The organism is Acinetobacter sp. ANC_7655 (genome assembly GCF_056784015.1).
This window is the reverse complement of record NZ_JBWYJB010000014.1, coordinates 57,561-71,152: the sequence shown is the minus strand read 5'-3', so window position 1 is coordinate 71,152 and position 13,592 is coordinate 57,561. Positions and strand designations below refer to the sequence as shown.

Below are 13,592 nucleotides of genomic sequence, written 5' to 3'. Positions count from 1 at the left end.
TAAAGCTTCAACTAAAGACTGTGACGATTTATCGATCATCCAACAACTCCCTCTGTACAACATATTTTAATATTTGGGGAATCCACGATTAGCGCAATTTCAATCTGGACGGAGATTGAAATATGCAACTAAATCGCTTGGATTCCGTCACTCCATTCTTGATAAATTAAAAAGCTTGAGCTACCTTGAAAAAAGTTTTTTGTACGATTTACAGTTTTTTTGTTCGATGATCGAACAATATCTTGAGTATATTGCTCAAGATTCTAAATCAGCATCAATAATTCAATTTTTAAAATAGCAAGGAAAATGCTGTGTCTACAGAATCAGACTCAAGGAACAGACAACTTCAAAATCCAGATAATAAAAAGTGGATTCGTCATGAAGACTTTATTGCAGGTATCAGCAAAGGACTTGCTATCTTGGATTGTTTTGCAAATGACCGTCACCGTTTAAATGTGACCATGGCTGCAGAAAAAACAGGGTTGACTCGAGCCGCTGCAAGGCGACATTTAATGACTTTAGAATATTTAGGTTATTTAGAGTTTGATGGTCATTACTATTATTTAACACCTAAAGTTTTAAAGTTTTCAGGTGCATATTTAAGTGGTGCACAGCTGCCTAAAATTGCTCAGCCATTGTTGAATTTACTTACTCAGCAAACTTCTCTCATTTATTCCGTGATGGTATTAGATGGCTACGAAGCTATTACGATTGCACGTAGTGCAGCGCATCAACAGACTGATCGTGTTAATCCTTATGGATTACATTTAGGTAACCGACTACCCGCTCATGCCACATCTGCAGGGAAAATTTTATTAAGTTATTTATCCAAGGAAGCACAACAAGAATGGTTGGAAAAATATCCACTCAAAGCACTCACCAAATATACGTATACCGATAATGAGAAATTTATAAAATTATTAGCAGAAGTTAGAGCTGATGAATATTGTTACTCAGCTGAAGAACATGAGTTAGGCGTACATGCTTTGGCTGTACCTATTCACAATCATCGTGCTGATGTTGTCGCAGCATTAAACATTGTGTCACCGACAGGTAAAACAAGTAAGGAATATTTAATTCAGTATATTCTGCCCTTATTACAGCAAACCTCGATTGAATTTAGACAATTTGTTTAATAAAAAAACACACCAAATTGTGGAGCAATTTGGTGTGCGCTAAAAAATAGCCAATGGATTAAGCTTAACGTCGAGGATTAACTCGCTTTTTGGAGTGGTAGTCCAACATAGTTTTCAGCAAGCGTAGTTTGCCCTGCTTCTGAACCAAGAATATAACTTAATTCAGCTTGTTTGATTTTATGCTCGAATTCGGTTTCTGTCTCAAAACGATGTAATAAATGAGTCATCCACCAAGAGAAACGCTCTGCTTTCCATACACGTTTTAAACAATTTTCAGAATACTGCTCAATCCCCTGCTCAGAACCCGTTTGATAATATTCAATGAGAGCTTGAGAAAGATACGCAATATCAGATGCAGCGAGGTTTAAACCTTTAGCTCCTGTTGGCGGTACAATATGAGCAGCATCACCCGCCAAGAACATTTTACCAAAACGCATTGGCTCAGTGACAAAACTACGTAATGGAGCAATACTCTTCTCAATTGATGGACCAGTCACGAGCTTTTCACGGCTTTCAGGATCTAGACGATTTTTTAACTCTTGCCAAAATTGCTCATCTGACCAGTTTTCAACTTTATCCGTTAACGGTACTTGTAGATAATAGCGACTTCTCGTGTTAGAACGCATACTGCATAATGCAAATCCACGATCAGATTGCACATAAATTAGTTCCTCCGCAACAGGAGGTACATCTGCCAATACCCCTAACCAGCCAAATGGATAGACTTTCTCAAAAGTTTTAATTTTGTCTTCTGGCACACTGGCACGGCACACACCATGGTACCCATCACAACCTGCGATAAAATCACATTCAACTTTAACTTGCTGACCATTATGCTCAAAAGTAACACTTGGTTGACCGTAGAAATCATGTACTTGAACGTTAGCTGATTCATAGTATGAAGTGAGTTGAGCCGCTGTGCGAGCCTGCATTAAATCTTTGGTGACTTCAGTTTGGCCATATACCGTAACTTGTTTACCACCCGTCAACTGCGTTAAATCAACACGATGCTTTTCACCATTGGTTAGAATTTCAATACCCTGATGAGGTAACCCTTTTTCACGGAGTTGCTGATCTACACCAGCTTCAGTCAATAAATCTACTGAAACTTGCTCTAAAATCCCAGCACGGATTCGACTGGCAACATATTCAGCACTGCGCTGTTCAATTAAAATATGATCAATACGCGCTTTATATAGCAATTGACCGAGTAATAAACCTGCTGGACCTGAACCAATAATCGCGACTTTGGTTTTTAAAATTTCCATATTGCAAACACCCTCAATTTTTTTCCTTTTGTAAAACCTAATGAAATTCCAACTGAGGTACTAGACTTTAGCCCTAAATACGACCGAATTTAGTGACAAATGACCGATCATCGGACAAGATATCAGAATTAAAGGGTGTAAATCAGAGCAATATCATGCGCAATGAATTGATTTCAAATGCTAAAAATAAAGAAGTAATTCAATATGATGATTATATTGCAGGCCTTGCTAAAGGTTTGAATCTATTAGAGTGCTTTGGTGTTGAACGTCAAAAATTAAATGTCACCCAAATTGCTGAACGTACAGGATTGAGTCGCAGCGCAGCACGACGATATTTAAGAACTTTAAAATTTTTAGGTTATTTAGACACAGATGAACATTTTTATTGGCTCACCTACAAAGTTTTACGCTTTTCAAGTGCTTATCTAAGCTCTGCATATTTGCCAAAAGTCGCTCAACCTATGCTGAATTTACTCAGTATCAAAACTGCACTGAGCTATTCAGTCACGGTACTCGATGAACATGAAGTAGTACCTGTTGCGAAAAGTGTTCCTCAACAGAACGAATCATCTAAAATGAGTCCGTTGGGTATTCATCTAGGTAATCGCCTTCCAGCCTACGCCACCTCAACAGGTAAAATACTACTCTCAAGATTGAGCCATGATGAACTTAATCAATGGCTTGCACAATATCCACTCAAGAGATTAACGCCTTTTACCATCATAGATCATCAAAAGTTTATAAACACTATTGCAACTGTTCAAAAACAAGACTATTGCATTTCTACAGAAGAACATGAATTGGGAATTATTGCTTTAGCTGTCCCTATTCTCAACATGCAAGGTGATACTGTAGCCGCACTCAACTGTATCGGATCCAGCCACAGAATTACAGAAACATATTTAATCCAAAATATTTTGCCCCAGCTTAAACAAGTAGCTCATGATTTGCGCGCTATTTTATAAAATTCGGAAGATTCGAATGAACTTTTAAGATTTTTTTCCTTTCTTTAACTGAGGCGTTCATTTTTTTAATCCCTAGTACTTTAGTATATTTTTCAAGTACTTCTTCGCAAATATGGATCCATTTAATCTAAAATATATCTAAGTTAATATTTTTTTGCTTGAATTTGGATCCAATAATGCTAAATTCATGCACATTGCAGACGTGTTGATTATTTCATCAATACCAGAATATGGACGGGTTCTGACTGCGATGAACACCTTAAACATTACTAGGATGACTTCTGAAGTCTGCCTACGTTTATGACATGTAATCACATGCCACACGTAGTGCTTTTCAATGAGGTCTTATTCCATGGAGAAAGTAAATGGTTCAGAACCCGCGTGAGGAAATGAATAACAAGACCATGAATGGGTTTCAGTGGTTTGTTATCGGTATCTGTATTTTATTAAATGTTATTGATGGCTTTGACGTTCTTGTCATGGCCTTTACTGCTGCATCTGTTTCTGCCGAGTGGGGACTGACTGGCGCTGAACTTGGTGCACTATTGAGTGCTGGCCTATTTGGTATGGGTGCTGGCTCACTATTTCTTGCACCTTGGGCTGACAAAATCGGTCGCCGCCCACTCATCTTACTTTGCCTACTTATCTCTGGAGTAAGTATGGTTGCAGCATCATTTGCTCAGACTGCAATGCAACTTGGCATGATGCGTTTTGTGACTGGTTTAGGCATCGGCGGTATTCTCGCAAGTAGTAATGTTATTGCAAGTGAGTACGCATCTCTGCGTTGGAGAAGTCTCGCAGTCAGCTTACAATGTACAGGTTACGCGATTGGTGCAACCGTTGGTGGGATTATTGCAATTGCGCTTATCAGCAATTTCGGATGGCGTGCAGTCTTCTTAACAGGTGGTTTAGCGACTTTATTCATGTTGGTCGTGTCTTATTTCACCTTACCAGAATCACTTGATTACCTTTTGGTTAAACAGCCAAAAAATGCTCTAGAACGTATTAATGTTTTAGCAAAGAAAATCAATATTACCCCATTACAGCAACTTCCTACGGTCACTATGACCAGCGAACAAGCAAAGAGTGGTTTGGCACGTTTGTTCAGCCCTAAATTGGCACTTCAAACGATTTGTATCTGGTTTAGTTTCTTCTTCGTTATGTTTGGTTTCTACTTCGTCATGAGTTGGACACCAAAAATCTTATCTGCAAATGGAATGACCACTGAACAAGGTGTAACAGCAGGTGTCCTGATTAGTGCTGGCGGTATGTTTGGTGCTGCGCTGTTAGGTCTGATTAGTTCACGTATCCGTATTTACTATGTTCAAGCGGCTTTCCTTGCCTTAACTGCAATCTTGATCTGGTTATTTGTGAACAGTACTGGTTCACTCATGATCGCATTCATTCTCGCTTTATTCCTTGGCATGATGTCAAACGGATGTGTCGCAGGTCTATATGCGATGTCTCCTGCAATCTATGATGCTGATGTTCGTGCGACTGGTGTTGGTTATGCGATTGGTTTTGGTCGTGTAGGCGGTATTTTGTCTCCACTGGTAGCAGGTGCTTTCCTCGACAGTGGTATCTCATCACTTGTACTTTACGGTTATTATGCGTTGGCATTCGTTGCAGCCATTATCATGGTATTAAGCATTTCAAAACTCAAAAATAAAGAAACTGCACAATTGCATTTCCAACAACCAACATCTGCATAATCATTTTTTTAATACTTTAGAGCTAGACAAGACGTCTAGCTCCACTTTTCATATAGGGACAATAATGAGATTTTCTGCAATCTTTTTAGGGGTAATTGCGTCTGGATTTCTATCAACAACGCAAGCAAATTCATTTATAGATGAATCATCAGTCAATCTAACAGCTCGCAATTTTTATTTTGATCGCGCATATACACAAGATGAATCAGGTAAAGATCAGAAAGACTGGGCTCAAGGTTTTATCTTCAAAGCTAATTCAGGCTATACACCAGGTACCGTAGGACTAGGTTTAGACATTATGGCACTGGCCGGTTTTAATCTTTTAGGCAGTGATGCCGACGATTATGCAGCTTCGGGATTACTACCAAGCAGTCCATCAGGTAAAGCTGATCAGTATGGAGAAATTCGCTGGACGGCAAAAGCGAAAGTGGGCAAATCGACTTTACATGGGGGTACACTCGCACCAATGTTCCCTGTTTTGTTCTCTTCACCAGCTCGTTTATTCCAGCAAAATTATCGAGGTACACATCTTCAAATCAACGAAGTAGATAATTTGAAAATTCATGCCCTGTATGTGGATCGTGTGAATCAACGTGATTCAACAGATTATGAAAAAATTAAAGTTGGCAATCCTAATAATCGATTTAAGACTGCTGCCGAATCATCTGGCTTACACATGCTTGGTGCTGAATATAAATTTAACGATCAAATTAGTGCGCAACTCTTTCATGCCAACCTTCATGATGTTTATCACCAAAATTTCATTGGTGCAAAAAGCAAACATGATATAGGTATTGGGCATTTATTAGGGGATGTACGCCTGTTTGTGAGTGAAGACTCAGGTCAAGCTCGTGCAGGACATATTGAAAATCAACATTTGAGCGGTATTTTTGGGCTTAACCGTAACAATCATACTTTCAGTTTGGGCTATATGCAGTCTTTTGGTGATACAGCTCTTCCGACCTTAGCGGGTTCAGAGCCAGCAGTGTTCTTAGATAGTATGAGTGCTGATTTCACCAACATTAATGAAAAAGTCTATCACGCACGCTATGACTATGACTTTAAAGACACTTCATTGAAAGGTCTAAAGTTTATGACTCGCTATAGTAAAGGCGATGATATTGAAATTCGTAACACCGACAATCAGACGTTTGAACAAGATGCTCTAGATTTTGAACTCAGCTATCGTGTTCCAACGGGTAAACTCGAAGGTTTAAATATTCGTACACGTTATAGTCGCTACCGTAACGATATCCCACCAGTAGGTATGGCATTTAAGTCGGATGACGAAATGCGTGTCAACATTGATTACACTTGGAAATTTAAATAAAACAAAGTTAAAGGGAGTTCAACGGAACTCCCTTTAACACAAATATCTTTCATCGAACACAGCTCATATTTTAATTTCACATCCATTTCACAAGATTGCCAGTAGATTAAAAAATAAGAATAAATTAGTGGATTGAGATCATGAAACACGTCAAAAAAATTGTGGCTGCGACATTTAGCCTTCCTCTACTCTTTTTATCAGGCTGTGCAAGTATTCCAAGTTACTCTGATGATTATGCTCAAGCAAGATCGACAGTTCAAGGCATCACCATGACGCCTGCCAAAGCTCAAGATATAGGGGTTCGTTTTACCAGTGCATTCAATACCTTAGGTACACCTAAATTCACTAACCGAGCAAGCAATCTGTATGCTGACAGTTTATATATCAATGACACACTTTCACAATTTAGTAAGCGTGAAAATCTAGTCGAACATTTCAAAGGTATGAACAACCGTGTCAGTAATGTTTCAGTCAAATTGCTCAACACATCACATTTTGACGACTCAGCCTATGTGCATTGGCGTATGGCATATGATTTTAAAATCTTCGGTACAACTCGAAGCATGGAATCACATGGAATCAGTGAAATAAAAATCAATGAGCAAGACAAAATTGTGTTCCAGCAAGACTTTTGGGACCCAGCTGATGGCTTATTTCGCTCACTACCATATGCTGGAGGGTTATACGCATGGTTATTACCTTTCAAAAAATCGCAATAATCACCCTCTCTGCTTTGAGTCTATTCTTATTACCACTCGCGCATGCACAAAGTGTGCGTGAGTGTGGTCAAGGAGACCTCAAAGTCGGACAAAAAAATGTCGGTAAAGCAACTTATTTCGCTCAAAATTGTCAAAGCACTTGGAAGAATCAAGATATTCGCATGGACTTTGCTTATACTCAAAATATTCCAGAATGGGCTTTTAAAAAGGCTGCAACGCACTTTCTCAAACGAAATGTCAAACAAGCCAATACGTTGAAACAGCTTGACCAGATCACACAATTGTATCAACCGGTTCGATCTGGTGATATTTACAGTCTAAGCTATACCCATACGACCCAGACTTTAACTTTGAGTCTAAATCAAAAAATTTTGGGTAAAATTCAATACATGAATGCAAATGATTATTTTAAAATTTGGCTGGGTTCGTCTCCATTTAGTGATACTTTAAAAAAGCAATTATTGGACTAATCGTGTCGACATGACTAAACATTTTATTTTAATGGTCGAAGATCATTACGAACTTGCTTCAACATTATGTGAATTTTTAGAAGAGCATAATTTTGTGGTTGATCATGCGCGTAATTTGGATGTGGCACGTCAACTGCTTAAACAACATCCTTATCATATTCTGCTGTTAGATATTAATTTACCTGACGGTACAGGTTATGACCTGTGTAAATGGCTTCGCAACGAACAGGGACTCGACCTCCCAGTACTGATGCTGACTGCTCGTGATACTTTGGATGATAAATTAAAAGGTTTCCGAGCAGGTACAGATGATTATTTAGTGAAACCATTTGATTTCAATGAATTGGTTTATCGTGTTCGTGCACTGATCAAACGCTCATTAGGAGAAGTATCTAACAGCCAAATCAAAATTCACGATCTCACATTAGACCCTGCTTTACAACAAATCACACGTGCAGGTCAAATGATCGAACTGCCACCTATTCAATTCAAACTTTTAAAATTACTTATGCGAAACTCACCTAAAGTGCTCACTAAACAGGAGATCATGCTTGAGTTATGGGGGGATGAAGAACCAGAAAGCGATGCACTCAGAAGCCATATCTATAATTTAAGAAAAATGGTCGATAAGCCGTTTGAACAAAAATTAATACACACCGTTTCAGGGGTAGGTCTAAAGATCGCAGTTGAATAAAACTAGTTACTACTGAAAAAACTAGTTACTACTGAATTCGCACTTCAGATCAAATTCCTCCAAATACACTATTTTGGAGGCTGATCATTCAAGTAAACGACCACAATCAGTCCTGAACTGAGTGACAAGTCAACTTTTGGATGAGTCATCAAATAGTATTCACGATCAAATAACTCTACTCTCCAGCCAAGTTGTTTACATAATTTTTGAACCAGTTGTAGCCCGATACCATGACCTTTGATATCGAGTTGCAGCTGCTGATTCGTTAGTTCTTGCACCTTAGAGTTATTCGGTAAATCAATCCCGATACCATTATCTGCGACCAACACTTTATTTTTTTCGAGAATGACATTAATGCTTGTACCTTGAGAGTAATTCAATGCATTTCTTAAAATATTGCTAAACACCATTTTTGTCATCGATGGATATAAATGACGTTTGACCTCATCAACTTCGATGTTTAAATCGATACTCATTCCTTTAGCCAAACTGACACTATTCAAGTCGCTTACAACATCTTGAAGCAGTTCAGATAAACGGGTTTTTTCACTTTGTAAATTACTTGTGGTATTTCGAGCAATCGCCAAAAGTGTATCGACCAATAACTGCATATCTTCAATTGTGTTTTGCAATCGAGTAAAGGATTTGTTATCACCATAACGGGCCTGACAAAGTTGTACATTGCCCTTCAATATTGTGAGCGGTGTTCGAAGTTCATGACTAACATCGCCAGTAAACTCTCTTTCACGCTGAATGAATTCGCTTAGAACTTGATGATATTTTTCAAGTGCTTGCTTGAGATATTCAGCCTCCAAATTAGAATCTGTTTTAATTTCTTTAAATGGTGATGCTCGATTATTCTGATGTTCCCAATCGATATGTTCGAGTGCATTGGCTAAGCGTGTGATGGGCGAAAAATAGCGGCGTGCACGGCGATTCCACCACCACAGCACACTGTATAGCAAAAATAAGCTGACCATGAGTGGCGCTAAACCAAACAGCCAAATAAGCTTATTAACATTACTTTCACCAAACACTAAAAAAACGTGTTTACCATTGCGTGTCCCATAAACTGTCATCCGGTCTTTACCATCGATATAGTGTCGATGTACACCCGATTGGAGTTTTAAATTACGAAATTCAGAGGGGGCTAACTCGTCATCGGACCAACGATATCCATATAAATTTTTAGTGTCGGGTAAAGCAGCTTCTGGATTACGCTCCATACGCTGCCAGTAATGCTCCATCTCCTGTTCGAGCGCTGTGGTGAGCAATGTTCCTTTAATGACCCAAGCACTGCAACCAATCCCAATCACAATAGACAAGGCAATAAGACCAATTTGTAGCCAATAATAGCGGTTAAACACCTCACCCAAAGGATGATCGCGTTTATCCCTAAATAGCCTCATCATGGACATGTACCCTCTTCACCTTATCGCTAAAATTAGTTTGAACTTCAAACAGCTCGCTTCTTAAACAAATAATGGCCAATCACCCACTCACGACCTTTGTCATAACCAAACAGTTCTGCACAAGCCATGAAAAAGATTCTCCAACGTTGCCACCAGATTTCCGCATCTTGACCATAAGTTTGCTTAAATAGTGGTTTAAGTAAGTCCTTTTTTTGATCCATATTATTTAACCATGCATTGGCTGTATGTTCATACTGTTGTCCAGACCATTGCCATTGGTTTTCTAACTGTAAATGATCCTGAAAGTGCAGGAAAGTCGAAACAGCAGGCATTAAACCGCCTGTAAAAAAATATTTAGACATCCAGTCATAATCATTTTTAACTTCAAATGGATAGTGAATAAATCGATGGCAGAAAATATGACACCACAATAAACCATCTGCTTTGAGCCATTGGCTAATATTGGCAAATAATCGCTGATAGTTTCGAACATGCTCAAACATTTCAACGGATACAACACGATCAAAAGAGTTTTGCTCCAACTCGAGTTGATTTACATCACAGGTGATGACTGTCAAATTGTTAAATTGCTTTTCTTTGGCTTGTTGTTGAATGTGAAGACGTTGAGTATTGGAGTTTGATACTACCGTAATGTTGGCATTTGGATAATGCTCTGCCATATACAAACTGAGTGATCCCCAACCACAGCCTATTTCTAAGATGTCCTGACCATCTTGTAATTGCGCACGTTCACAGTAGACCTGCAGGGCATTTTCCTCAGCTTGATCTAAACTGGTTTTAGCATCATGGAATAAACTGGCACTGTACTTTAAACGCTTGCCCAACACGGCCTGAAAGAATGCTGTAGGCAATTCATAATGTTGTTCATTTGCCTTGTCTGTATCAATCGCGATTTCACTTTTTTTCAAGTCTCTTAATACATCCATATAACGCTGTGAAGCGAATACAGGGTCAAAACGACCTTCTTGCTCAAGACGTTTTTTGCAAAGTGCTTGGATACCAAGACGAATAACTTGATCTGGAACTTTGCCACTTTCAATGAGTTTTAACGATTGTTGAACGATTGAATCCATGTAATTACCTACTTTTTCGGTGGCCAAGGAAGAAACATTGATGTTTTTTGTTGGTACATCTTGTAGTTTGCACCACGATTTTTGAGCGCTTGCTGTTCACTAAATGGAATACCCGTGATGTAGTACAAAAAGAGCCACATCAACACCGGATAGATCCACAACCAAAGCGTTCCCGCCGCTATACCTAAGATTGGATAAGCAAACCAATGTATCCATTCAAAAAAGTAATTCGGATGGCGTGAATATTTCCATAACCCTTGATCCATCGTTTTGCCACGATTATTCGGGTTCAATTTAAATTGATACAACTGATGATCTGCGAGTGCCTCACCAATAAATGCAACCAGCATGATTAATCCTGAAATCAGCAGCAGTTCTGTCGAGTTACTCCACTGCATCGCAGGTATACTGAGCAATTTGATCATTGGATATGAGAATAAGGAGATCAACCCAGCCTGAAATAGAAAAAAGAGAAGAAAACCTAAATGTTGAAAGTCTCCCATCGCACGGCGCATATTGGCATAACGCGTGTCCTCAGCATCTTCTCGGATATATCGTCTGAATAAATGCCATGCTAAACGGAGAAACCAAAGACCACTCGCGATCGCTAGAAAAATGCGAACAGATGTAGGGGCTTCATTCATTACATTTGCTGCGATGAGGACATTTAAAGCTATTCCAAAGCTCCAAATGACATCGACCAAACCTGCACGATGATTAAATGTCACCCAAATCCATGCACAAAGCATCAGGAAAACATTCATCACAAATAAATTGAGCAACATCGAGATGTCCTCTCACTGATTTAGTATGGACTTGCTTCAAACAATAAATGCACATCACTAATGACGCCTTCGAGAAAACCTCCTTCGCAATAACATAAATAAAAATCCCACATGCGAATAAAGTTTTCATCAAAGCCCAGTGCTAAAACTTGCTCACGCTGTTCTAGAAAACGTTCACGCCAGCAGTGAATCGTTTGTGCATAACTTAAACCAATATCTTCAAGATGCTTTAGACGTAATTTTTGTTCTGATGCAACATTGGTCATCACGCTGATACAAGGAATAAAACTACCTGGGAAAATGTATCTTTTGATGTAATCGACCGTACTCAATGCCTTTTCATATCGTGCATCTTCAATGGTGATGGCTTGAATAAGCGCCAAACCATTAGGTTTTAACAGCTGTCGACACTTTTCAAAATATGTCGAAAGATATTGCGCGCCAACGGCTTCAATCATTTCAATTGAAACCAATTTATCGAATTTACCTTCAAGTAAACGATAATCTTTTAATTTAACCTCAACACGATGAGACAGACCCGCAGCGTCAATTCTAGCTTTAGCTTCGTCATATTGAGCTTGAGAAATGGTAATAGTGGTCACTTTACAACCATAGTTTTGCGCAGCATAGATCGCAAAACCACCCCATCCACTGCCTATTTCAACCAAATGATCCATGGGTTGAAGTTTCAATTTTTGGCATATGATTTCTTTTTTATAATCGGATGCTTGTTCCAAAGTCATAGATTGATCTTTGAATACCGCGCTGGAGTACATCATGCTCGGATCAAGAAATAACTTAAAAAAGTCATTACTTAAATCATAATGCTCAGCAATATTTTTGCGACTACCTTCCAATGAGTTTTTACGCGATGCATACCAAGTTTTGAGCAAGAGTTGACTCGCCTTTGCTAAGGCACTTTGGTTCATGCGATCTAAAATATCGCGATTTCTCGCAAGAATTCGCACAATCTTCACTAAATCTGGTGTCGTCCAATATCCTTGAATGAAACCTTCAGCTGCACCAAGAACCCCCTGACGAAAAAGTAGATCCATCAACTTTGCATCAAGGACCTCAATCACTGCGTCTAGATCACTCACCTCACCGACTGAACCCTCCCAAATCCCTTTAAAATGAATTTGGCCGTGTTTTAATTTCAGTAAATGACGTAACACCAGCGGTAGTGAAGATTGCTCTCCCATTAACAATGATTTCATATCACAGCTTATCCTTCGTTTTATTGGGATGCCGATAAAATGGAACTCTATTTATCCAAAGCTTAAAGGCATGATAATAAATACCTGCAACCATCTTGATTGGCTCAAATAGTTTAAAAACAGCATAGCGATGAAGTTGTGAAGGAAGTGTGATGGGGATTAACTCAAAACGCATCGATGCATCAAATTGTAATTTTTCCTCTTTAAACAATTGCATAAGCACATAATTTTGTTTTTCAGCCAAACTAAATGTCCATTGATACTTCAGATCCATTGGCATGAAGGGTGACACGTGAAAAGCTTTGTCAAACTGGAAGTGGAAGCTCGTATATTCGGAATGCTGCTCCCCCCCGGTGCGACAATCGTGAACATATACCTGTCTTTCTAACCAGGGTGTATTGGTGATTTCACTGAGAATGAACTGTAATTTTTGCTGGGCATTAAATAGAAAATAAAAAACCACCGAATTAAATCTGAAGCCAAGCGTGCGCGGCAAAGCCAACACCCGAATTTCAGCGATCTGTATCTGTTCTTCTAAGGTATGCTCTTCCAATACATGCAGAACCTTCTCTCGAATCGTGCCTTGATAGTTTGCCAAGAAGTCATCAGGATCTAGGCTCAGCAAGTTCCATTTTTTCGTTGACCAAAGTATCGAAGTTTGCGCGAAGGGTTTGAGCTGTTCTGGATCAAACCACAAATACGTCAGCTGACTCTGAAAAGCATAAGGCTTAGGCAAGTAACGGCGATGACGAATGTCAGCAACTGCAATTGCAAGTGGATACAGCTGCAT

At 39.1% G+C, this 13,592-nt stretch carries 13 protein-coding genes; 7 read left to right on the top strand and 6 right to left on the bottom strand.

The genetic code is table 11. From position 1 onward, the window contains the following. Positions 1-311: 311 nt before the first annotated feature. Entirely contained in the window at positions 312-1,136 is an 825-nt protein-coding gene (gene pcaU / locus AC1M9N_RS13045) for an IclR family transcriptional regulator PcaU (RefSeq protein ID WP_481587829.1), read from the top strand. Positions 1,137-1,213: 77 nt separating this feature from the next. Here pcaU and pobA read toward each other — a convergent pair whose 3' ends face one another. Further along, complete coding sequence (gene pobA, locus AC1M9N_RS13040; RefSeq protein ID WP_481954876.1) at positions 1,214-2,404, bottom strand: 4-hydroxybenzoate 3-monooxygenase; 1,191 nt, start codon at positions 2,402-2,404, stop codon at positions 1,214-1,216. A gap of 155 nt (positions 2,405-2,559) precedes the next feature. Between pobA and AC1M9N_RS13035 the strand changes: the two genes are divergently transcribed. The 6 genes from AC1M9N_RS13035 (at position 2,560) to AC1M9N_RS13010 (ending at position 8,294) form a co-directional block, all read left to right on the top strand. Further along, positions 2,560-3,369, top strand: coding sequence for an IclR family transcriptional regulator domain-containing protein (locus AC1M9N_RS13035; RefSeq protein ID WP_180000496.1), 810 nt, complete (start codon positions 2,560-2,562; stop codon positions 3,367-3,369). Between the two features lie 365 nt (positions 3,370-3,734). Then, positions 3,735-5,081 (top strand): MFS transporter, encoded by a 1,347-nt coding sequence (locus AC1M9N_RS13030; RefSeq protein WP_481594067.1) that lies wholly within the window; start codon positions 3,735-3,737, stop codon positions 5,079-5,081. A gap of 64 nt (positions 5,082-5,145) precedes the next feature. Beyond that, positions 5,146-6,411, top strand: a complete 1,266-nt coding sequence (locus AC1M9N_RS13025) for an OprD family outer membrane porin (RefSeq protein WP_481954875.1) — start codon at positions 5,146-5,148, stop codon at positions 6,409-6,411. Positions 6,412-6,551: 140 nt separating this feature from the next. Next, the gene (locus tag AC1M9N_RS13020) at positions 6,552-7,130 is read left to right on the top strand and encodes a nuclear transport factor 2 family protein (protein WP_481954874.1); all 579 of its coding nucleotides are present in this window, start codon (positions 6,552-6,554) and stop codon (positions 7,128-7,130) included. Continuing rightward, a complete protein-coding gene (locus tag AC1M9N_RS13015) occupies positions 7,100-7,600 on the top strand; it encodes a chalcone isomerase family protein (protein WP_481954873.1) in 501 nt (166 codons plus the stop codon). Before AC1M9N_RS13020 ends, AC1M9N_RS13015 begins: the two co-directional genes overlap by 31 nt. A gap of 10 nt (positions 7,601-7,610) precedes the next feature. Next, on the top strand, positions 7,611-8,294 hold the full coding sequence (locus AC1M9N_RS13010; RefSeq protein ID WP_481596544.1) for a response regulator transcription factor: 684 nt from the start codon (positions 7,611-7,613) through the stop codon (positions 8,292-8,294). Between the two features lie 68 nt (positions 8,295-8,362). On the opposite strand, the gene AC1M9N_RS13005 is transcribed toward AC1M9N_RS13010, so the two are convergent. The 5 genes from AC1M9N_RS13005 to AC1M9N_RS12985 are packed head-to-tail and all read right to left on the bottom strand — an operon-like array spanning position 8,363 to position 13,592. Beyond that, positions 8,363-9,706 (bottom strand): sensor histidine kinase, encoded by a 1,344-nt coding sequence (locus AC1M9N_RS13005; protein ID WP_481954879.1) that lies wholly within the window; start codon positions 9,704-9,706, stop codon positions 8,363-8,365. A gap of 44 nt (positions 9,707-9,750) precedes the next feature. Then, complete coding sequence (locus AC1M9N_RS13000; RefSeq protein ID WP_180028022.1) at positions 9,751-10,800, bottom strand: SAM-dependent methyltransferase; 1,050 nt, start codon at positions 10,798-10,800, stop codon at positions 9,751-9,753. An 8-nt stretch (positions 10,801-10,808) separates the two neighbouring features. Then, positions 10,809-11,585, bottom strand: coding sequence for a DUF1295 domain-containing protein (locus AC1M9N_RS12995; protein WP_481954872.1), 777 nt, complete (start codon positions 11,583-11,585; stop codon positions 10,809-10,811). 20 nt (positions 11,586-11,605) lie between these two features. Then, on the bottom strand, positions 11,606-12,802 hold the full coding sequence (locus tag AC1M9N_RS12990) for a class I SAM-dependent methyltransferase (RefSeq protein ID WP_481954871.1): 1,197 nt from the start codon (positions 12,800-12,802) through the stop codon (positions 11,606-11,608). A 1-nt stretch (position 12,803) separates the two neighbouring features. Further along, positions 12,804-13,592 carry a DUF1365 domain-containing protein gene (locus AC1M9N_RS12985; protein ID WP_481954870.1) on the bottom strand — a complete coding sequence of 263 codons (789 nt, stop codon included), beginning with the start codon at positions 13,590-13,592 and terminating at the stop codon, positions 12,804-12,806.